Annotated in this window: 29 protein-coding genes; all 29 read right to left on the bottom strand. The window is 63.5% G+C overall.

Features of this window, described 5'->3' with window-relative positions; translation table 11 throughout:
- Positions 1-131: 131 nt before the first annotated feature.
- Positions 132-554: a 50S ribosomal protein L17 gene (rplQ, locus tag JAO75_RS06160; protein WP_199047551.1), complete on the bottom strand. Its 423-nt coding sequence runs from the start codon at positions 552-554 to the stop codon at positions 132-134.
- A 124-nt stretch (positions 555-678) separates the two neighbouring features.
- On the bottom strand, positions 679-1,701 hold the full coding sequence (locus JAO75_RS06155) for a DNA-directed RNA polymerase subunit alpha (protein ID WP_425523153.1): 1,023 nt from the start codon (positions 1,699-1,701) through the stop codon (positions 679-681).
- Between the two features lie 87 nt (positions 1,702-1,788).
- Complete coding sequence (rpsK, locus tag JAO75_RS06150; RefSeq protein ID WP_009764323.1) at positions 1,789-2,178, bottom strand: 30S ribosomal protein S11; 390 nt, start codon at positions 2,176-2,178, stop codon at positions 1,789-1,791.
- Positions 2,179-2,256: 78 nt separating this feature from the next.
- On the bottom strand, positions 2,257-2,625 hold the full coding sequence (gene rpsM / locus JAO75_RS06145) for a 30S ribosomal protein S13 (protein WP_099511408.1): 369 nt from the start codon (positions 2,623-2,625) through the stop codon (positions 2,257-2,259).
- Between the two features lie 195 nt (positions 2,626-2,820).
- On the bottom strand, positions 2,821-3,402 hold the full coding sequence (locus JAO75_RS06140) for an adenylate kinase (RefSeq protein WP_199047548.1): 582 nt from the start codon (positions 3,400-3,402) through the stop codon (positions 2,821-2,823).
- 144 nt (positions 3,403-3,546) lie between these two features.
- Positions 3,547-4,884 (bottom strand): preprotein translocase subunit SecY, encoded by a 1,338-nt coding sequence (gene secY / locus JAO75_RS06135; protein WP_199047547.1) that lies wholly within the window; start codon positions 4,882-4,884, stop codon positions 3,547-3,549.
- Between the two features lie 105 nt (positions 4,885-4,989).
- A complete protein-coding gene (rplO, locus tag JAO75_RS06130) occupies positions 4,990-5,463 on the bottom strand; it encodes a 50S ribosomal protein L15 (RefSeq protein WP_199047546.1) in 474 nt (157 codons plus the stop codon).
- Positions 5,464-5,473: 10 nt separating this feature from the next.
- On the bottom strand, positions 5,474-5,680 hold the full coding sequence (gene rpmD / locus JAO75_RS06125) for a 50S ribosomal protein L30 (protein WP_199047545.1): 207 nt from the start codon (positions 5,678-5,680) through the stop codon (positions 5,474-5,476).
- 14 nt (positions 5,681-5,694) lie between these two features.
- Positions 5,695-6,264 (bottom strand): 30S ribosomal protein S5, encoded by a 570-nt coding sequence (rpsE, locus tag JAO75_RS06120; protein WP_099511403.1) that lies wholly within the window; start codon positions 6,262-6,264, stop codon positions 5,695-5,697.
- Positions 6,265-6,328: 64 nt separating this feature from the next.
- On the bottom strand, positions 6,329-6,691 hold the full coding sequence (rplR, locus tag JAO75_RS06115) for a 50S ribosomal protein L18 (protein WP_036353000.1): 363 nt from the start codon (positions 6,689-6,691) through the stop codon (positions 6,329-6,331).
- 12 nt (positions 6,692-6,703) lie between these two features.
- Positions 6,704-7,237 (bottom strand): 50S ribosomal protein L6, encoded by a 534-nt coding sequence (rplF, locus tag JAO75_RS06110; RefSeq protein ID WP_199047544.1) that lies wholly within the window; start codon positions 7,235-7,237, stop codon positions 6,704-6,706.
- 36 nt (positions 7,238-7,273) lie between these two features.
- Positions 7,274-7,669 (bottom strand): 30S ribosomal protein S8, encoded by a 396-nt coding sequence (gene rpsH, locus JAO75_RS06105; RefSeq protein ID WP_199047543.1) that lies wholly within the window; start codon positions 7,667-7,669, stop codon positions 7,274-7,276.
- 15 nt (positions 7,670-7,684) lie between these two features.
- A complete protein-coding gene (gene rpsN / locus JAO75_RS06100; RefSeq protein ID WP_199047541.1) occupies positions 7,685-7,990 on the bottom strand; it encodes a 30S ribosomal protein S14 in 306 nt (101 codons plus the stop codon).
- Positions 7,991-8,029: 39 nt separating this feature from the next.
- A complete protein-coding gene (gene rplE / locus JAO75_RS06095) occupies positions 8,030-8,596 on the bottom strand; it encodes a 50S ribosomal protein L5 (protein WP_036352985.1) in 567 nt (188 codons plus the stop codon).
- Positions 8,589-8,906, bottom strand: coding sequence for a 50S ribosomal protein L24 (gene rplX, locus JAO75_RS06090; RefSeq protein WP_199047539.1), 318 nt, complete (start codon positions 8,904-8,906; stop codon positions 8,589-8,591). The genes rplE and rplX overlap by 8 nt, the downstream gene beginning before the upstream one ends.
- Positions 8,906-9,274 (bottom strand): 50S ribosomal protein L14, encoded by a 369-nt coding sequence (rplN, locus tag JAO75_RS06085; RefSeq protein WP_009764309.1) that lies wholly within the window; start codon positions 9,272-9,274, stop codon positions 8,906-8,908. The genes rplX and rplN overlap by 1 nt, the downstream gene beginning before the upstream one ends.
- A gap of 161 nt (positions 9,275-9,435) precedes the next feature.
- Positions 9,436-9,675, bottom strand: a complete 240-nt coding sequence (gene rpsQ, locus JAO75_RS06080; RefSeq protein ID WP_199047538.1) for a 30S ribosomal protein S17 — start codon at positions 9,673-9,675, stop codon at positions 9,436-9,438.
- Positions 9,676-9,686: 11 nt separating this feature from the next.
- Positions 9,687-9,899, bottom strand: coding sequence for a 50S ribosomal protein L29 (rpmC, locus tag JAO75_RS06075; protein ID WP_199047537.1), 213 nt, complete (start codon positions 9,897-9,899; stop codon positions 9,687-9,689).
- 10 nt (positions 9,900-9,909) lie between these two features.
- Entirely contained in the window at positions 9,910-10,323 is a 414-nt protein-coding gene (gene rplP / locus JAO75_RS06070) for a 50S ribosomal protein L16 (RefSeq protein WP_036352973.1), read from the bottom strand.
- 24 nt (positions 10,324-10,347) lie between these two features.
- A complete protein-coding gene (gene rpsC, locus JAO75_RS06065) occupies positions 10,348-11,052 on the bottom strand; it encodes a 30S ribosomal protein S3 (RefSeq protein WP_199047536.1) in 705 nt (234 codons plus the stop codon).
- An 11-nt stretch (positions 11,053-11,063) separates the two neighbouring features.
- Positions 11,064-11,444, bottom strand: coding sequence for a 50S ribosomal protein L22 (gene rplV / locus JAO75_RS06060; protein WP_036352967.1), 381 nt, complete (start codon positions 11,442-11,444; stop codon positions 11,064-11,066).
- A 1-nt stretch (position 11,445) separates the two neighbouring features.
- On the bottom strand, positions 11,446-11,724 hold the full coding sequence (gene rpsS / locus JAO75_RS06055; protein WP_036352963.1) for a 30S ribosomal protein S19: 279 nt from the start codon (positions 11,722-11,724) through the stop codon (positions 11,446-11,448).
- 15 nt (positions 11,725-11,739) lie between these two features.
- The gene (gene rplB / locus JAO75_RS06050; RefSeq protein ID WP_199047535.1) at positions 11,740-12,576 is read right to left on the bottom strand and encodes a 50S ribosomal protein L2; all 837 of its coding nucleotides are present in this window, start codon (positions 12,574-12,576) and stop codon (positions 11,740-11,742) included.
- 20 nt (positions 12,577-12,596) lie between these two features.
- Positions 12,597-12,893 carry a 50S ribosomal protein L23 gene (locus JAO75_RS06045; protein ID WP_027317106.1) on the bottom strand — a complete coding sequence of 99 codons (297 nt, stop codon included), beginning with the start codon at positions 12,891-12,893 and terminating at the stop codon, positions 12,597-12,599.
- On the bottom strand, positions 12,890-13,510 hold the full coding sequence (gene rplD / locus JAO75_RS06040) for a 50S ribosomal protein L4 (RefSeq protein ID WP_199047534.1): 621 nt from the start codon (positions 13,508-13,510) through the stop codon (positions 12,890-12,892). The genes JAO75_RS06045 and rplD overlap by 4 nt, the downstream gene beginning before the upstream one ends.
- Complete coding sequence (gene rplC / locus JAO75_RS06035) at positions 13,510-14,238, bottom strand: 50S ribosomal protein L3 (RefSeq protein ID WP_199047532.1); 729 nt, start codon at positions 14,236-14,238, stop codon at positions 13,510-13,512. Before rplC ends, rplD begins: the two co-directional genes overlap by 1 nt.
- A gap of 47 nt (positions 14,239-14,285) precedes the next feature.
- Complete coding sequence (gene rpsJ / locus JAO75_RS06030) at positions 14,286-14,594, bottom strand: 30S ribosomal protein S10 (RefSeq protein ID WP_009764298.1); 309 nt, start codon at positions 14,592-14,594, stop codon at positions 14,286-14,288.
- Between the two features lie 66 nt (positions 14,595-14,660).
- Complete coding sequence (gene tuf, locus JAO75_RS06025) at positions 14,661-15,851, bottom strand: elongation factor Tu (RefSeq protein ID WP_199047530.1); 1,191 nt, start codon at positions 15,849-15,851, stop codon at positions 14,661-14,663.
- 44 nt (positions 15,852-15,895) lie between these two features.
- Positions 15,896-17,971, bottom strand: coding sequence for an elongation factor G (gene fusA / locus JAO75_RS06020; RefSeq protein WP_199047528.1), 2,076 nt, complete (start codon positions 17,969-17,971; stop codon positions 15,896-15,898).
- Positions 17,972-17,975: the final 4 nt, after the last annotated feature.

Raw genomic sequence — 17,975 nt, 5'->3', positions numbered from 1 at the left:
ATCAGCGATGCCCCTCGATAAAACGCAAGGCACGAAAGTCCAAGCCTCAACGGGAGCATATGGGGAGACGAGCGCGCAAACAAAAAGGGCGGCCCGAAGACCGCCCTTGATCCGATTGGCTGCGCCGAGACTTACTCGGCGGCCTCGATGATCTCTTCCTTCATGGTCGGGCCCGAATCCTGGCCGCGCGCATCGACGTCGCGGTCAACGAACTCGATCACGGCCAGCGGGGCGTTGTCGCCGTAGCGGAAGCCGGCCTTCAGGACGCGGGTGTAGCCACCCTGGCGGTCCTGGTAGCGCTTGCCCAGCACGTCGAAGAGCTTCTTGACCATGGTCTCGTCGCGCAGCTTCGACATGGCGAGGCGGCGGGCATGCATGTCGCCGCGCTTGCCGAGGGTGATCAGCTTCTCGACGACCGGACGCAGGTCCTTGGCCTTCGGGAGCGTCGTGACGATCTGCTCGTGCTTGATCAGCGCAGCCGCCATATTGGCGAACATGGCCTTGCGGTGTTCGGTCGTGCGGTTGAAGCGACGACCACGGAATCCGTGACGCATTGGCTTTCTCCTAAATCTTCCGGCCGCCGTGCCAAGGGACGGACCGTCTCTCTTTTGATCCGCCGGTTTCCGGCGGGGCTTGATCGAAACCGCCCATCAAGGATAAGGGGCGGCTTCGGAATTCTCAGTAGTGCTCTTCGAAGCGCTTCGCGAGGTCTTCGATGTTCTCCGGCGGCCAGCCCGGCACGTCCATGCCGAGGTGCAGGCCCATGCCGGCGAGAACTTCCTTGATCTCGTTGAGCGACTTGCGACCGAAGTTCGGGGTCCGGAGCATCTCCGCTTCCGACTTCTGGATCAGGTCGCCGATATAGACGATGTTGTCGTTCTTCAGGCAGTTCGCCGAACGGACCGACAGCTCGAGCTCGTCGACCTTCTTGAGGAGCGCCGGGTTGAAGGGCAGCTGCGGCGCGGCGGCGGCAGCCTCTTCCTTGCGGGGCTCTTCGAAGTTGACGAAGACCTGCAGCTGATCCTGCAGGATGCGGGCGGCATAGGCCACGGCATCCTCAGGCGTCACGGCGCCGTTGGTCTCGACGGTCATGATCAGCTTGTCGTAGTCGAGAATCTGGCCCTCGCGGGTGTTCTCGATGCGATAGGAGACCTTCTTGACCGGGCTGTAGAGCGAGTCGACCGGGATCAGGCCGATCGGCGCGTCCTCGGTGCGGTTGCGCTCGGCGGGAACGTAGCCCTTGCCCGTGTCGACCGTGAACTCCATGCGGATCTCGGCGCCGTCGTCGAGGGTGCAGAGCACGAGCTCGGGGTTCAGGATCTGGACGTCGCCGACCGTGTTGATGTCGCCGGCCGTCACGGCGCCAGGGCCAGTCTTGCGGAGCGTCATGCGCTTCGCGCCTTCGCTCTGCATCTTGATGGCGATCGTCTTCACGTTGAGGACGATGTCCGTCACGTCCTCGCGGACGCCCGGGATGGAAGAGAACTCGTGCAGCACGCCGTCGATATGGACCGCCGTGACAGCGGCGCCCTGAAGCGACGACAGCAGGACCCGGCGCAGGGAGTTGCCGAGCGTCGTGCCGAAGCCACGCTCGAGCGGCTCCGCGACGACCGTCGCGATGCGCTTCGGGTCGTCGCCCGGAGAGACTTCGAGCTTGTTCGGCTTAATCAGCTCTTGCCAGTTCTTTTGGATCACAACCACACCTCATGAGGTACGGCTTGAAGGGAGGCTTCAGCCGTCCCTTTAAACCGGAACGCGCGTGGGTTTGGGCCCACGCGCAGGATAACCTTAGACGCGGCGACGCTTGCGCGGGCGGCAGCCATTGTGCGGGATCGGCGTCACGTCACGGATCGAGGTGACCGTGAAACCGGCCGACTGCAGGGCGCGCAGGGCGGACTCACGGCCGGAGCCGGGACCCGACACCTCGACCTCGAGGGTGCGCATGCCATGCTCGGCAGCCTTGCGGGCTGCGTCTTCAGCGGCGATCTGAGCCGCATAGGGGGTCGACTTACGCGAGCCCTTGAAACCCATCGCGCCGGCCGAGGACCACGAGATCGTGTTGCCCTGGGCGTCCGTGATGGTGATCATGGTGTTGTTGAACGAGGCGTTCACATGCGCCACGCCGGAAACGATGTTCTTGCGTTCGCGGCGGCGGACGCGGGTAGCTTCTTTAGCCATTCCAAAGATCCTTCAAGCGCGCCCGTCATGCCAGGCGCTCGGGAGAGAGGGCCACCCGCCGGGGGTGGCCGCAAAAAATTACTTCTTCTTGCCGGCGATCGGCTTCGCCTTGCCCTTGCGGGTGCGGGCGTTCGTGTGGGTGCGCTGGCCGCGGGTCGGCAGGCTGCGGCGGTGGCGCAGGCCACGGTAGGCAGCCAGATCCATCAGGCGCTTGATGTTCATGGAGACTTCACGGCGCAGATCGCCTTCGACGATGTAGTCGCGGTCGATCGTCTCGCGGATGGCCAGAACTTCGGCGTCGGTGAGCTGGTTCACGCGGCGCTCGGCCGGGATGTTGACCTTCTCGACGATCTCCTGGGCCTTCTTGGGCCCAATGCCGTGGATATACTGAAGCGCGATCACAACGCGCTTGGCGGTCGGGATATTGACGCCTGCTATACGGGCCATCGTCCGTCTCCATGTGGGAAGCAATAAGCTTCGGTTTATGTTTATCGCGCGTCCGGTGGAGGCCGGCCCTTGCGCGGGCTTATGCGAAACACAACAATCCAGAGCGGCCCCTCATGAAGCCCTCTGGATATGCAGGTTCTTGTGCAAGAGCTTGCCCCTAACGGAAATTAACCCGCCGGTCAAGCCCCCTGCCCCTCAGCGACCGAGGATTTCCTTGATCGCCTGGGTCACGTCGTCGATGGGCTTCATGCCGTCGACGGTCTTCAGCATGCCCGTGCGCTCGTAATAGGCCGAGAGCGGGGCTGTCTGATTCCTATATGCTTCGAGCCGGGTCTTGAAGACCTCGGGGTTGTCGTCCTTTCGGACCGGCTCCCCGCGCGCCTCGGTTTCCTGGGCGCGCCGGACGATGCGGTCGACCAGCTCGGTCTCGTTGACCTTGAACTCGATCACGGCATCCAGCTTCAGGCCCTTGGCGGCCAGCATGGAATCGAAGGCTTCGGCCTGGGCGACGGTGCGCGGGAAGCCGTCGAGGATGAAGCCGTTCCTGGCGTCCGGCTCCTCGATTCGGTCCGCAATGATGCCCACGACGATGTCGTCGGACACCAGCTCGCCCCGATCCATGACAGCCTTGGCCTTGAGGCCGACCGGTGTGCCGGCGGCCACGGCGGCGCGGAGCATGTCGCCGGTGGACAGCTGGGGAATCCCCAGCCGCTCGACCAGACGCACAGCCTGAGTGCCTTTGCCGGCCCCTGGCGGCCCCAGCAGGATGATCCTCATCGACGCCCCCCTGACTTCGTCGAGAATGCTCGCCTTCAGGCGAGGTGTCCATTCCTAGAGCTGCCCCCTTGCGGGGATCAGCTCTCTTCTTCCCCTTGGCGCATTGTCCGGCGGCGGACCGGGTCCGCTTCGCCTGAAAATGCCTTAGCGTCTGCGCGCGCCCTTGAGCTTCGCCTTCTTGACGAGACCCTCGTACTGGTGCGCCAGCAGGTGACCATGCACCTGAGCGACCGTGTCCATGGTAACAGACACCACGATCAGAAGCGAAGTGCCGCCAAAGTAGAATGGCAGGGCCGCGTAGGACACCAGCAGTTCGGGAATCAGGCAGATGATCACCAGGTAAATCGCGCCCAGCACCGTGATGCGGGTGAGAACCTGGTCGATGAAGTCCGCCGTCCGCTCGCCCGGACGGATGCCCGGAATGAAGCCGCCCTGCTTCTTCAGGTTGTCAGCCGTCTCGGTCGGATTGAACACGATGGCCGTATAGAAGAAGGCGAAGAACACGATCAGCGCCGCATACAGGAACATGTAGGCGGGCTGGCCGTGGCCGAGATAGGCGGTCAGGGTGGAGATGAACCCGGTCCCGTCGCCGGTGCTCTGGAAGCTGGCGATGGTGGCCGGCAGCAGGAGCAGCGAGGAGGCGAAGATCGGCGGGATCACGCCCGAGGTGTTCAGCTTGAGCGGCAGGAACGAGGTCTGGCCGTCATACACCCGGTTGCCGACCTGGCGCTTCGGGTAGTTGATGAGGAGGCGGCGCTGGGCGCGCTCCATGAACACCACGAAGTAGATGATGGCGACGGCCATCACGATCACGCCGATGATCAGGCCCGTCGAGATCGCGCCCTGACGGCCGAGCTCCAGGGTGCCGGCGATGGCCGACGGCAGGTTCGCCACGATGCCGGCGAAGATGATCAGCGAGGTGCCGTTGCCGATGCCCCGGGACGTGATCTGCTCGCCCAGCCACATGAGGAACATGGTGCCGCCGGTGAGCGTGATCACGGTGGAGATCAGGAAGAACGGACCGGGCGCATCCACGATGCTGCCGGAGCTCTGCAGGCCCACCGCGATGCCCCAGGACTGGAACACCGCCAGCATCACCGTGAGATAGCGGGTGTACTGGTTGAGGATCTTGCGGCCGGCCTCCCCTTCCTTCTTGAGCGCCTCGAGGGAGGGCAGCACGGAGGTGAGGAGCTGGATGATGATCGAGGCCGAGATGTACGGCATGATGTTCAGGGCGAAGATCGCCATGCGCTCCACGGCGCCGCCCGAGAACATGTTGAAGAGGCCGAGCACGCCGCCGCTGGCGTTCTGGAAGCTCTGCGCCAGGGCTTCCGGGTTGATGCCGGGCAGCGGGATGTAGGTGCCGAGACGATAGACGATGAGGGCGCCCAGGGTGAACCAGATGCGCTTCTTCAGCTCATCGGCCTTGGCGATGGCGCCGAAATTGATGTTTGCCGCAAGTTGCTCGGCTGCTGAGGCCATAGTGTTGTCCCCGAAATACTTGAACCGTGACGGTCATCACGCAAACGGCGGCCACGCGATCAGACGCGGGCCGCCGCTTGGATCCTAGTCAATGTGGGCGCTGGCTCACGCCTGCGCAACGCCACCCAGCAGGGTGACCGAGCCACCAGCCTTCTCGATCGCTTCGACGGCCGACTTCGACGCGCCGTGAACCTGGAAGGACAGCTTCGTCTTGAGTTCGCCGACGCCGAGGATCTTCACGCCGTCGCGCGGCTTGGAGACCACACCGGCGGCCACCAGTGACTCGACTGTGACGGCAGCGCCCTTGTCGAGCTTGCCGGCTTCGATCGCCTGCTGGATGCGGCCGACATTGACCTCGTTGAGGTCGATCTGGTTCGGCTTGTTGAAGCCGCGCTTCGGCAGACGACGGTGCAGAGGCATCTGACCGCCTTCGAAGCCCTTGATGGACACGCCGGTACGGGACTTCTGTCCCTTCACGCCGCGACCACCGGTCTTGCCCTTGCCGGAGCCGATACCACGGCCGACACGCATGCGGTTCTTGGTAGAACCTTCGTTGTCACGAATTTCGTTGAGTTTCATGACGCTCTCCTCACTGCCCGTCGACAACGCGCACGAGGTGCTTGACCTTTTCGATCATGCCGCGAACTGCCGGCGTGTCTTCCAAGGTCGAAGTACGGTGAAGCTTGTTGAGCTTGAGACCGATCAGCGTCTGGCGCTGCTTGGCCTCGCGGCGGATCGGCGAACCGATCTGCTCAACGGTGACGGTGGATGCTGCAGCAGCAGGCTTCTTTGCCATGGTTACAGCCTCCCTTACGCTTCAGCGCCAGCGGCTTCGCTGGTGTCTGCATCGCGGCGGCGAGCCTGCAGCGTCGAGACCTTCAGGCCACGGCGAGCGGCGACCGAACGCGGGCTGTCCTCGTTCTTGAGCGCGTCGAAGGTCGCGCGGACGAGGTTGTAGGGGTTCGACGAGCCGAGCGACTTGGCGACCACGTCCTGCATGCCCACCACCTCGAAGACGGCGCGCATCGGGCCGCCGGCGATGATGCCGGTACCCTGCGGAGCGGCACGCAGCACGACCTTGCCGGCGCCGTGGCGGCCGTTCACGTCGTGATGGAGCGTGCGGCCTTCGCGCAGCGCAACGCGGATCATGGAGCGCTTGGCAGCGTCCGTGGCCTTGCGGATGGCTTCCGGCACTTCGCGGGCCTTGCCGTGGCCGAAGCCGACGCGGCCCTTCTGGTCGCCGACGACGACGAGAGCAGCGAAGCCGAAGCGACGGCCGCCCTTCACCACCTTGGCGACGCGGTTGATGTGGACCAGGCGGTCCACGAATTCGCTGTCGCGCTCTTCGCGATCAGCACGTTCTCTTGGTTCTCTAGCCATGAGACCTCTCACTTGCGCGGGCGGCGGGCCCGCTCGCTAAGGGTTGCTTGGATTACACCCGCCGTTAGAAATCCAGACCGCCTTCACGGGCAGCGTCGGCCAGAGCCTTGACGCGGCCGTGATAGAGGTAGCCCGAGCGGTCGAAGATGACCTGCTTCACGCCGGCAGCAACCGCGCGCTCAGCCACGAGCTTGCCCACTTCCTTCGCCGCATCGACGGTGGCGCCGGTCTTGAGCTTGCCCTTCAGGTCAGCCTCGAGGGTCGAAGCCGCAGCGACCGTGTGGCCGCGAACGTCGTCGATAATCTGGGCGTAGATCTGCTTGGACGAACGGAAGACCGACAAACGCGGACGACCATTCGCTGCCTTCTTGATCGCACGGCGCACACGGGCCTTGCGGCGATCTTCAGCGCCTTTCTTCTCAGCCATGATACGTCGTCCTTACTTCTTCTTGCCTTCCTTGCGGAAGATGAACTCGTTGGCATACTTGACGCCCTTGCCCTTGTAGGGCTCCGGACCGCGGTATTCGCGGATCTCGGCGGCGGTCTGACCAACGACCTGCTTGTCGATGCCGGCGACGATGACTTCCGTGGGCTTCGGCGTCGTGATCGTCACGCCGGCCGGGATCGCGTAGTCGATGTCGTGGCTGTAGCCCAGCGAGAGCTTCAGCACCTTGCCGGCAACGGCGGCCTTGTAGCCGACGCCGTTGATCTCGAGGCGCTTCTCGAAGCCCTTGGACACGCCTTCGACCAGGTTCGACACCTGGGCGCGGGACATGCCCCACTTCGCACGGGCCGTCTTGGACTCGTCGCGCGGGTTCACCGACACGGCGCCGTCCTCAAGAACAACCGACACTTCCTCGGGAACGAGGAACGACAGTTCGCCCTTCGCGCCCTTAACCTTCACCATTTGACCGTCGACGGTCGCCGTCACACCTGACGGAACCGGAACGGGCTTCTTGCCTACTCGGGACATTTTCGAATCTCCGTGGTTCTGTGCGGGTGCCTGGCCTTAGAAGACCTTGCAGAGCACTTCGCCGCCCACGTTCTTCTCCCGGGCCTCGTGATCGGCCATCACGCCCTGGGGCGTCGAGAGAATGGTGACGCCCAGGCCGTCGGCCACGCGAGGCATGGTGTCGACGGAGGCATACACGCGGCGGCCCGGCTTGGAGACGCGCTCGATCGAGCGGATCACCGGCTGGCCGTCATAGTACTTCAGCTCGATCGAGAACTCGGTCCGGCCATTGCCGAACTCCGTCTGCGAGAAGTCGCGGATGTAGCCCTCGCTCTTGAGAACCTCAAGAACGCGAGCCCGCAGCTTCGAGCCGGGGGTGGAAACGGTACCGCGACGGCGCATCTGCGCGTTGCGGATGCGGGTGAGCATATCGCCCAACGGATCGTTGATCATATGATGCCCTCCCCCTTACCAGCTGGACTTCACGAGGCCCGGAATCAGGCCCTTGTTGCCGAGCTCGCGCAGAGCGATACGGGACATGCCGAGCTTGCGGTAGTAAGCGCGCGGGCGGCCCGTGATCTCGCAACGGTTGCGGATGCGGGACGGGCTCGCGTTGCGCGGGAGCTCGGCCAGCTTGAGGCGCGCCTCGAAGCGCTCCTCCATGGACTTCGACTCGTCGTTGGCGACCGCCAGGAGGCGCTCGCGACGGCCGGCGAACTTCTTCACCAGCTCACGACGATGCTTGTTCTTCTCAATAGCGCTTTTCTTAGCCATGCTTTTATCTCCAGTGTCCGCGTTTGAGGACAGTTATCCTCACTGCCGGAACGGGAAGTTGAAGTGACGCAGCAGGGCGCGGGCTTCGTCGTCGGTCTTGGCCGTCGTCGTGATGATGACGTCCATACCCCAGACCTGCTCGACCCGGTCGTAGTTGATCTCAGGGAACACCAGGTGCTCCTTGATACCCATTGCGTAGTTGCCGCGGCCGTCGAACGACTTGGGGTTCAGGCCCCGGAAGTCGCGGACGCGCGGGAGTGCGATGGTCACAAAGCGGTCCAGGAACTCGTACATGCGAGCCTTGCGCAGCGTAACCTTGGCACCGATCGGCATTCCCTCGCGGACTTTAAACTGCGAGATCGCCTTACGGGCCTTCGTGATCACCGGCTTCTGGCCGGCGATGAGAGCGAGATCGGCAGCGGCGACCGATGCCTTCTTCGAGTCAGCGGTCGACTCGCCAACGCCCATGTTGAGGACGATCTTCTCGATCGTCGGCACTTCCATGGGGTTCTTGTAGCCGAATTCTTCAATGAGCTTCGGACGCACCACTTCCTCGTAGTGCTTCTTCAGCCGCGGCGTGTAGCCGTCCACCTGAGCCTTAGCCATCGATCAGGTCCCCCGAACGCTTGGCGAAACGGACCTTGCGGCCGTCTTCGAGAACTTTGAAACCAACCCGGGTCGGCTTGCCGTCCTTCGGGTCCGCGTAGGCCAGGTTCGACAGGTGGATGGCGGCCTCTTTCGAGACGATGCCGGCCTCCTGGCTTGCCGTCTGGCGCTGGTGACGCTTCACGACGTTGACGCCGCGGACGACCGCGCGCTCTTCCTTCGGAAGCACCTGGACAACCTCACCGGTCTTGCCCTTGTCGCGACCGGTCAGAACGACGACCTTATCGCCCTTCTTGATCTTCGCGGCCATTAAAGCACCTCCGGCGCAAGCGAAATGATCTTCATGTGATTCTTGGCGCGCAGTTCACGGGGAACGGGGCCGAAGATACGAGTGCCGACCGGCTCCTTCTGATTGTTGATCAGAACGGCGGCATTACGGTCGAAACGGATGACCGAGCCGTCAGCGCGGCGGATGTCCTTGGCGGTGCGCACGACGACCGCCTTCATGACGTCGCCCTTCTTCACGCGGCCGCGCGGGATAGCTTCTTTCACGGATACGACGATGATATCGCCCACGGAAGCGTACTTACGCTTCGAACCGCCGAGAACCTTGATGCACATCACGCGACGGGCGCCGGAATTGTCGGCGACGTCAAGATTCGTCTGCATCTGGATCATGGCTTTGATCCTTTCCTTTGTTTCAGACAGGTTTCCAGGCCGGCAGGATTGCCTCCCGGACTACGCCTGACGGGGATCTGATGTCCCCTGCCCTTCATATGTCGAGAAAGGCGGCCGTATACACGAACCGCCCTCGTTAGACAACCCCTAAGGGAAGGCTTTTAGGCCTTCGCTTGGTCGACGAGCACCCAGGTCTTGAGCTTGGAGAGCGGCCGGGTCTCTTCGATGAAGACCGTGTCGCCCACCTTGGCATTGTTGTTCTCGTCATGAGCATGGTAGTTCTTCGTCTTACGCACGGTCTTTTTCAGAACCGGGTGCGTAAAGCGACGCTCCACCTTCACGACGACCGTCTTGTCCTGCTTGTCGCTGACAACGACGCCCTGCAAAACGCGCTTCGGCATCTTGATCCCCTTTAAGCCTTCGCCCCAGCGGCCTTCTGGCGCTGCAGCGTCTTGACGCGGGCGATGTCCCTGCGGACTTCGCGAACACGTCCGGTGTTCTCGAGCTGGCCGGTCGCGCGCTGGAAGCGGAGGTTGAACTGCTCCTTCTTCAGGTTCAGCATCTCGTCCGTCAGCTGGTCGGGCGACATCGCCTTGAGGTCGGAGGCTCTCTGCTTAGACTTCATGATCCCCTCCTTACTCTGCAATGCGCTGGATGAAGCGCGTCTTGATCGGAAGCTTCGCAGCGCCGAGGCGCAGGGCCTCGCGAGCGATATCCTCAGGCACGCCGTCGATCTCGAACATGATACGGCCAGGCTTCACCTTGGCCGCCCAGAATTCGGGAGCGCCCTTACCCTTACCCATACGCACTTCGGTCGGCTTCGACGACACCGGCACGTCCGGGAAGATGCGGATCCACACCCGACCCGCGCGCTTCATGGCGCGGGTAATGGCGCGGCGAGCCGCCTCGATCTGGCGAGCGTTGACACGCTCGGGTTCCATCGCCTTCAGGCCGAACTGGCCGAAGTTGAGGTCCGTACCGCCCTTCGCAGTGCCGGAAATGCGGCCCTTGAACTGCTTACGGAACTTGGTTTTCTTCGGTTGCAACATGGCAAACCTCTCCTGACCTCTCGGTTACGCCGCTTGCTCGCGGCGGCCACCGGAGCGGCCTCCTTCGTCGTTCATCCGCTTGTCCTGGGCCATCGGGTCGTGCTCAAGGATTTCGCCCTTGAAGATCCAGACCTTGATGCCGCAGGTGCCATAGGTGGTGAAAGCCGTGGCCGTTCCGTAATCCACATCCGCACGCAGGGTGTGCAGCGGAACGCGGCCCTCGCGGTACCACTCAAGGCGGGCGATTTCAGCGCCACCCAGACGGCCCGAGCAGTTGATACGGATGCCCTCGGCGCCCAGACGCATGGCCGACTGAACGGCACGCTTCATGGCGCGGCGGAATGCAACGCGGCGCTCGAGCTGCTGGGCGATGGAATCGGCCACCAGCGTCGCGTCGACTTCCGGCTTGCGGACTTCGACGATGTTGATCGCCACATCCGCGTCGGTCATCTTGGCGACGAGCTTGCGGAGCTTCTCGATGTCGGCACCCTTCTTGCCGATCACCACGCCCGGACGACCCGAGTGGATGGTGACGCGGCACTTCTTGTGCGGACGCTCGATGACGATCTTCGAGACGGCGGCCTGCTTCAGCTGCTTCATCAGCGCTTCGCGGATCGCCATATCCTCATGCATCAGCTTGGCGTACTCGCCCTTGCCGGCGAACCAGCGCGAGTCCCAGGTCCGGTTGATGCCGAGCCGAAGACCGATCGGGTTAACTTTCTGACCCATCTGGTTCTCCTTTATGCCTGTTCGGCAACTTCCCGAACCACGATCGTGAGGTTCGAGAACGGCTTTTCGATACGAGCACCCCGGCCACGGGCCCGGGCGTGGAAGCGCTTCATGACGAGCGCCTTGCCGACGAAGGCCTGGCTGACGACGAGATCGTCCACATCGAGGTTGTGGTTGTTCTCGGCGTTGGCAATGGCGCTCTCGAGGCACTTCTTCACGTCGCGAGCGATGCGCTTGCGGGAGAACTCGAGATCGGCGAGAGCCGCAGAAACCTTCTTGCCGCGGATAAGGGCCGCAACAAGGTTGAGCTTCTGGGGGCTGACGCGCAGCATGCGAGCGACGGCTTGTGCCTCTGTGTCGCTCAGTGCGCGAGGAGTCGCGGCCTTACCCATCTTACTTCCTCTTCGCCTTCTTGTCCGCCGCGTGGCCGTGGAACGTGCGGGTCGGCGAGAACTCGCCAAACTTGTGACCCACCATTTCCTCGCTCACGTTGACGGGAATGTGCTTCTGTCCGTTGTAGACCCCGAACGTGAGGCCAACGAACTGCGGGAGGATCGTGGAGCGGCGGCTCCAGATCTTGATAACCTCGTTGCGGCCCGAGGAACGGGCAGCCTCGGCCTTCTTGAGGAGGTAGCCGTCGACGAACGGACCCTTCCAAAGCGAACGTGCCATGACGTGCCTCTATCCTTACTTCTTCCGAGCGTGACGGCTCGACACGATGAACTTGTCGGTCCGCTTGTTCGAACGGGTTTTCTTGCCCTTGGTCGGGACGCCCCAGGGGGACACCGGATGGCGACCACCGGACGTGCGACCCTCACCACCACCGTGCGGGTGGTCGATCGGGTTCATGGAAACGCCGCGGTTGTGCGGACGCTTGCCAAGCCAGCGGTTACGACCAGCCTTACCGATCGAGGTGTTCATGTGGTCCGGGTTCGACACCGCGCCGACGCTGGCGAAGCACTGGCCATGGACCAGGCGCTGCTCGCCGGAGTTCAGGCGGATCGTCACGTAGCCCTGGTCACGACCCACGATCTGGGCGTAGGTGCCGGCGGAGCGGGCGAGTGCGCCACCCTTGCCGACCTTCAGCTCCACATTGTGGATGATCGTTCCCACCGGCATGTTGCCGATCGGCATCGCGTTGCCCGGCTTGATGTCGACCTGCTCGCCGGCCGACACCTGATCGCCGACAGCCAGACGCTGCGGGGCCAGGATGTAGGCCTGCTCGCCGTCGGCATAGCCGATGAGCGCGATGAAGGCGGTGCGGTTCGGATCGTACTCGATCCGCTCCACGGTCGCCACATCGCCCATACGGCCACGACGCTTGAAGTCGACCAGGCGCAGGGTGCGCTTGTGACCACCGCCACGGAAGCGGACGGTCACGCGACCCAGGTTGTTGCGGCCGCCGGAGGAGCTCTTGCCCTCCGTCAGCTTCTTGACCGGCTTGCCCTTGTAGAGCTCGCTGCGGTCCACGATCACCAGCTGGCGCAGGCCGGGGGTGATTGGTTTGAAGGTTTTCAAAGCCATCGGATCACTCTCTCAACCGATCAGAGGCCCGTCGTGACGTCGATGGTCTGGCCCTCAGCGAGGGTTACAACCGCCTTCTTCACGTCCGACCGCTGGCCGCGGGTGCCGCGGAACATCTTCACTTTGCCCTTGGTGAGGATCGTATTCACGCTCTTCACCTTGACATCGAACAGCTTCTCAACCGCTTCCTTGATCTGCGGCTTCGTCGCATCCAGTCGAACCTTGAAGACGACCTTGTTCTGTTCGGACAGGGCCGTGGCCTTCTCGGTGATGACCGGGCTCACGATTACATCGTAATGGCGCGGGTCCAGGCTCATTTGAAGCGCGCCTCCAGCGCATCGACAGCCGCCTTCGTGAGAACGAGCTTCTCGCGACGCAGGATGTCATAGACGTTGATGCCCTGCACCGGCAGGACGTCGATGTTCGGGATGTTGCGAGCAGCCCGCTGGAAGTTCGTCTCGATCTCGGCGCCGCCGATGATCAGGGCGTTGCCGAGGCCGAGCTTGCCGAAGCGCTCGACGAGAGCCTTCGTCTTGGGCTCGGAGAGCGTCACGTCGTCGATTACGACGAGCGAGGCGTCCTTGGCCTTGGACGAGAGCGCGTGCCTCAGAGCAAGAGCGCGGACCTTCTTGGGCAGGTCGTGCGCATGGCTGCGGACCTGCGGGCCGAAGGCACGACCGCCGCCCCGGAACTGGGGAGCGCTCGCGGCGCCGTGGCGGGCGCTGCCGGTGCCCTTTTGCTTGTAGACCTTCTTCGTGGTCCGATCGATGAGCGAACGGTTCTTCACGGCGTGCGTGCCGGCCTGGCGCTTCGCGAGCTGCCAGCGGACGCAACGGGCCAGAAGATCGGCGCGCGGCTCGAGACCGAAGATGGCCTCGTCCAGGTCGACCGAACCTGCGGTTTTGCCCTCAAGCGTGGTGACATCAAGTTTCATCACGCATTCTCCTCTTGGGCCTGCTCAGCCTGGGCGGCCGGCGCAGCATCGTTGGCCGTGCGGAACTTGCCGGGCATCGGCACTTCCGCGGGCAGCTTGCGCTTCACCGCGTCGCGGACGAAGATCCAGCCGCCGGCCACGCCGGGAACGGCGCCTTCGACGAGGATCAGACCGCGCTCGACGTCGGTCGACACCACGCGCAGGTTCTGCGTCGTGACGCGCTCGACACCCAGGTGACCCGGCATCTTCTTGTTCTTGAACGTCTTGCCCGGATCCTGGCGTCCACCGGTCGAACCGATCGAGCGGTGGGAGACCGACACGCCGTGCGTGGCGCGCAGTCCGCCGAAGTTCCAGCGCTTCATGCCGCCGGCGAAGCCCTTACCGGTGGTGATGCCCGTGACGTCCACGAACTGACCGGCAATGAAGTGATCAGCGGTGATCTCTGCGCCGACCGGGATGACAGCATCCTCGGAGACGCGGAATTCCGCGAGCTTGCGCTTCGGCTCGACCTTGGCGACGGCAAAATTGCCGCGCTCGGCCTTCGAGACGTTCTTCACCTTGGCCTTGCCGACGCCGACCTGCAGCGCGGTATAGCCGTTCTTTTCCTTGGTCCTGTGGGCGACGACCTGGCAGCTGTCGACCTTAAGAACCGTGACGGGGATGTGTTCGCCGGCATCCGTGAAGATGCGGGTCATCCCGAGTTTCTGTGCAATGACGCCTGAGCGCATGTGCGTATCCTCTCGGCGTGTCTACCGAAAGCTCCTAGCCTAACGGCTTAGAGCTTGATTTCCACGTCCACACCAGCAGCGAGATCGAGCTTCATAAGGGCATCAACCGTCTGCGGGGTGGGGTCCACGATATCGAGAACACGCTTGTGAGTGCGCATCTCGAACTGCTCGCGCGACTTCTTGTCGATGTGCGGCGAGCGAAGCACCGTAAAGCGCTCGATGCGCGTCGGCAGCGGGATGGGCCCGCGCACCTGGGCGCCGGTCCGCTTCGCGGTCGACACGATTTCCCGTGTCGAAGCGTCGAGGATCCGATGGTCGAACGCCTTAAGGCGAATACGAATGTTTTGACCGTTCATGGTTGATCCATTCAACAAGGGAAGCGGCTAGGCCGAAGCCCGGCCGCTGTCCTTTGATCCTCTTGATTAGTCCATCACGGCGGCGACGACGCCAGCGCCGACGGTGCGGCCGCCTTCACGGATGGCGAAGCGCAGCTTCTCCTCCATGGCGATCGGCGCGATCAGCGTCACTTCCATGGTGATGTTGTCGCCCGGCATCACCATCTCGGTGCCCTCAGGCAGCGTCACCACGCCCGTCACGTCGGTCGTGCGGAAGTAGAACTGCGGACGGTAGTTGCCGAAGAACGGCGTATGACGCCCGCCCTCCTCCTTCGTCAGGATGTAGGCCTCGGCCTTGAACTTCGTGTGCGGCTTGATCGAGCCCGGCTTGCACAGCACCTGGCCGCGCTCCACGTCCTCGCGCTTCGTGCCGCGCAAAAGAACGCCCACGTTGTCGCCCGCCTGGCCCTGGTCGAGCAGCTTGCGGAACATCTCGACGCCCGTCACCGTCGTCTTCACGGTGTCGCGCAGACCCACGATCTCCACTTCCTCGCCGACCTTCACGATGCCGCGCTCGACGCGGCCCGTCACCACCGTGCCGCGGCCCGAGATCGAGAACACGTCCTCGATCGGCATCAGGAACGGCTGGTCGATCGGACGCTCCGGCTGCGGGATGTAGGCATCCACCTCGGCCATCAGCTTGAGAACCGCGTCGCGGCCGATCTCGGGCTGGCGGTCCTCAAGAGCGCAAAGAGCCGAGCCCTTCACGATCGGAATGTCGTCGCCGGGGAAGTCGTACTTCGACAGAAGCTCGCGCACCTCGAGCTCGACCAGGTCGAGCAGCTCGGCGTCGTCCACCATGTCGACCTTGTTCATGAACACCACCAGGGCGGGCACGCCCACCTGGCGGGCCAGCAGGATGTGCTCGCGGGTCTGCGGCATCGGACCGTCGGCCGACGACACCACCAGGATCGCGCCGTCCATCTGCGCCGCACCCGTGATCATGTTCTTCACGTAGTCGGCGTGGCCGGGGCAGTCCACGTGGGCATAGTGACGGTTGGCCGTCTCGTACTCCACGTGCGCGGTCGAGATCGTGATGCCGCGCGCCTTCTCTTCCGGAGCCTTGTCGATCTGGTCGTACGCCGTGAACTGCGCGCCGCCGCTCTCAGCCAGAACCTTCGTGATCGCCGCCGTCAGAGACGTCTTGCCATGGTCCACGTGACCAATCGTCCCAATGTTGCAGTGCGGCTTATTCCGCTCAAACTTTTCCTTCGCCATCGTGGCACCCGTTCCTTTGATCGTTCAATATTTGCTTAGTGGGTTCAGGCGTACTTCGCCTGAACCTCGGCAGCCACGTTCGACGGCACCTGCTCGTAGTGGTCGAACTGCATCGTGTAGCTCGCACGACCCTGGCTCATGCCGCGCAGGGTGTTGACGTAGCCGAACATGTTGGCGAGCGGGACCATCGCGTTGATGACCACGGCGTTGCCGCGCATGTCCTGACCCTGGATCTGACCACGCCGGGAGTTCAGATCACCGATCACCGAACCCGTGTAGTCTTCCGGAGTCGTGACCTCGACCTTCATCACCGGCTCGAGCAGAACCGAAGCGCCCTTCTGGAGGGCTTCACGCAGAGCCGCACGGGAAGCGATTTCGAAGGCCAGGGCCGACGAGTCGACTTCGTGGAAGGCACCGTCGACGAGCTCGACCTTGAGGTCCACCACCGGGAAGCCGGCGACGACGCCAGCACCCACGACCGACTGGAGGCCCTTTTCGACGCCCGGGATGTACTCCTTGGGCACCGCGCCGCCGACGATCTTGGACTCGAAGGAGAAGCCGGCGCCCTGGTCGTTCGGCTGAACGACGAGCTTGACGCGGGCGAACTGGCCCGTACCGCCGGTCTGCTTCTTGTGGGTGTAGTCCACCTCGGCCTTCCTCGAGATCGTCTCGCGGTAGGCCACCTGGGGAGCGCCGATATTCGCGTCGACCTTGTAGGTGCGGCGGAGAATGTCGACCTTGATATCGAGGTGAAGCTCGCCCATGCCCTTCAGGATCGTCTGGCCCGACTCCTGGTCGGTGGAGACGCGGAAGGACGGGTCCTCGGCGGCCAGCTTCGACAGGGCGAGGCCCAGCTTCTCCTGGTCGGCCTTCGACTTCGGCTCGATGGCGATCTCGATCACCGGCTCCGGGAACTCCATGCGCTCCAGGATCACAGGCTTAGCCGGATCGCAGAGCGTGTCGCCGGTGCGGACTTCCTTGAGGCCTGCGAGAGCGACGATGTCGCCCGCATAGGCTTCCTTGATGTCCTCACGGTTGTTCGCATGCATCAGCAGCATGCGGCCAACGCGCTCTTTCTTGTCGCGCGAGGAGTTGAGGAGCGTCTCGCCTGCATTCACCTTGCCGGAATAGACGCGGCAGAAGGTGATCGTGCCGACGAAGGGGTCGTCCATGATCTTGAAGGCGAGCATGGAGAAGCCTTCGTCGTCCTTCGGCTTACGGGTGGTCGGCTCTTCGGTCTTGAAGTCGATGCCCTGGATAGCCTCACGGTCTGCCGGGGACGGCAGGAAGTCCACGACGGCGTCGAGCAGGGGCTGAACGCCCTTGTTCTTGAACGCGGAGCCGCAGAGCACCGGGTGGAAGGCACGACGCTGCACGGCCGTGCGGATCAGACGGCGCAGGGTCGCCTCGTCCGGCTCCTGGCCGTCGAGATATGCAGCAAGAGCGTCGTCGTCCATTTCGACGGCGGCTTCGACGAGCTTCGCGCGGTATTCCAGCGCCTGATCCTTCAGGTCGGCCGGAATCTCGACTTCGTCGAAGTTGGCGCCGAGCGCCTCGCCGGACCAGATGAGGGCCTTCATCTTGATCAGATCGACCATGCCGCGGAAGTCGCTCTCGGCACCGATCGGGATCTGAAGGCAGACGGGCTTGCCGGCCACGCGCTTGATGATGTCGGCGACGCAGTTGAAGAAGTTCGCGCCGGTCTTGTCCATCTTGTTGACGAACACGACACGCGGAACGTCGTACTTGTCGGCCTGGCGCCACACGGTCTCGGTCTGGGGCTCGACGCCCTGGTTGCCGTCGAGAACGCAGACGGCGCCGTCGAGCACGCGCAGCGAACGCTCGACTTCGATGGTGAAGTCGACGTGGCCGGGGGTGTCGATGATGTTCAGGCGCTTGTCGTTCCAGAAGCAGGTGGTCGCAGCGGACGTGATCGTGATGCCACGCTCCTGCTCCTGCTCCATCCAGTCCATGGTGGCAGCACCCTCGTGCACTTCACCGATCTTGTGGGACTTACCGGTGTAGTAGAGGATGCGCTCGGTCGTGGTGGTCTTGCCGGCATCGATGTGCGCCATGATGCCGAAGTTGCGGTAGTCCTCAATCGCGTGCGTGCGGGGCATCGCT

This window comes from Microvirga splendida (assembly GCF_016427565.1).
GTDB lineage: Bacteria > Pseudomonadota > Alphaproteobacteria > Rhizobiales > Beijerinckiaceae > Microvirga > Microvirga splendida.
Note: the sequence above shows the minus strand (reverse complement) of the source record. Positions and strands in the feature narration are given on the sequence as shown.

Coding starts and splice junctions, on each gene's coding strand:
- rplQ (WP_199047551.1), bottom strand. CDS start 554: ATGCGTCACGGATTCCGTGGTCGTCGCTTCAACCGCACGACCGAACAC.
- rpsK (WP_009764323.1), bottom strand. CDS start 2,178: ATGGCTAAAGAAGCTACCCGCGTCCGCCGCCGCGAACGCAAGAACATC.
- rpsM (WP_099511408.1), bottom strand. CDS start 2,625: ATGGCCCGTATAGCAGGCGTCAATATCCCGACCGCCAAGCGCGTTGTG.
- JAO75_RS06140 (WP_199047548.1), bottom strand. CDS start 3,402: ATGAGGATCATCCTGCTGGGGCCGCCAGGGGCCGGCAAAGGCACTCAG.
- secY (WP_199047547.1), bottom strand. CDS start 4,884: ATGGCCTCAGCAGCCGAGCAACTTGCGGCAAACATCAATTTCGGCGCC.
- rplO (WP_199047546.1), bottom strand. CDS start 5,463: ATGAAACTCAACGAAATTCGTGACAACGAAGGTTCTACCAAGAACCGC.
- rpmD (WP_199047545.1), bottom strand. CDS start 5,680: ATGGCAAAGAAGCCTGCTGCTGCAGCATCCACCGTCACCGTTGAGCAG.
- rpsE (WP_099511403.1), bottom strand. CDS start 6,264: ATGGCTAGAGAACCAAGAGAACGTGCTGATCGCGAAGAGCGCGACAGC.
- rplR (WP_036353000.1), bottom strand. CDS start 6,691: ATGGCTGAGAAGAAAGGCGCTGAAGATCGCCGCAAGGCCCGTGTGCGC.
- rplF (WP_199047544.1), bottom strand. CDS start 7,237: ATGTCCCGAGTAGGCAAGAAGCCCGTTCCGGTTCCGTCAGGTGTGACG.
- rpsH (WP_199047543.1), bottom strand. CDS start 7,669: ATGATCAACGATCCGTTGGGCGATATGCTCACCCGCATCCGCAACGCG.
- rpsN (WP_199047541.1), bottom strand. CDS start 7,990: ATGGCTAAGAAAAGCGCTATTGAGAAGAACAAGCATCGTCGTGAGCTG.
- rplE (WP_036352985.1), bottom strand. CDS start 8,596: ATGGCTAAGGCTCAGGTGGACGGCTACACGCCGCGGCTGAAGAAGCAC.
- rplX (WP_199047539.1), bottom strand. CDS start 8,906: ATGGCCGCGAAGATCAAGAAGGGCGATAAGGTCGTCGTTCTGACCGGT.
- rplN (WP_009764309.1), bottom strand. CDS start 9,274: ATGATCCAGATGCAGACGAATCTTGACGTCGCCGACAATTCCGGCGCC.
- rpsQ (WP_199047538.1), bottom strand. CDS start 9,675: ATGCCGAAGCGCGTTTTGCAGGGCGTCGTTGTCAGCGACAAGCAGGAC.
- rpmC (WP_199047537.1), bottom strand. CDS start 9,899: ATGAAGTCTAAGCAGAGAGCCTCCGACCTCAAGGCGATGTCGCCCGAC.
- rplP (WP_036352973.1), bottom strand. CDS start 10,323: ATGTTGCAACCGAAGAAAACCAAGTTCCGTAAGCAGTTCAAGGGCCGC.
- rpsC (WP_199047536.1), bottom strand. CDS start 11,052: ATGGGTCAGAAAGTTAACCCGATCGGTCTTCGGCTCGGCATCAACCGG.
- rplV (WP_036352967.1), bottom strand. CDS start 11,444: ATGGGTAAGGCCGCGACTCCTCGCGCACTGAGCGACACAGAGGCACAA.
- rpsS (WP_036352963.1), bottom strand. CDS start 11,724: ATGGCACGTTCGCTTTGGAAGGGTCCGTTCGTCGACGGCTACCTCCTC.
- rplB (WP_199047535.1), bottom strand. CDS start 12,576: ATGGCTTTGAAAACCTTCAAACCAATCACCCCCGGCCTGCGCCAGCTG.
- JAO75_RS06045 (WP_027317106.1), bottom strand. CDS start 12,893: ATGAGCCTGGACCCGCGCCATTACGATGTAATCGTGAGCCCGGTCATC.
- rplD (WP_199047534.1), bottom strand. CDS start 13,510: ATGAAACTTGATGTCACCACGCTTGAGGGCAAAACCGCAGGTTCGGTC.
- rplC (WP_199047532.1), bottom strand. CDS start 14,238: ATGCGCTCAGGCGTCATTGCACAGAAACTCGGGATGACCCGCATCTTC.
- rpsJ (WP_009764298.1), bottom strand. CDS start 14,594: ATGAACGGTCAAAACATTCGTATTCGCCTTAAGGCGTTCGACCATCGG.
- tuf (WP_199047530.1), bottom strand. CDS start 15,851: ATGGCGAAGGAAAAGTTTGAGCGGAATAAGCCGCACTGCAACATTGGG.
- fusA (WP_199047528.1), bottom strand. CDS start 17,971: ATGCCCCGCACGCACGCGATTGAGGACTACCGCAACTTCGGCATCATG.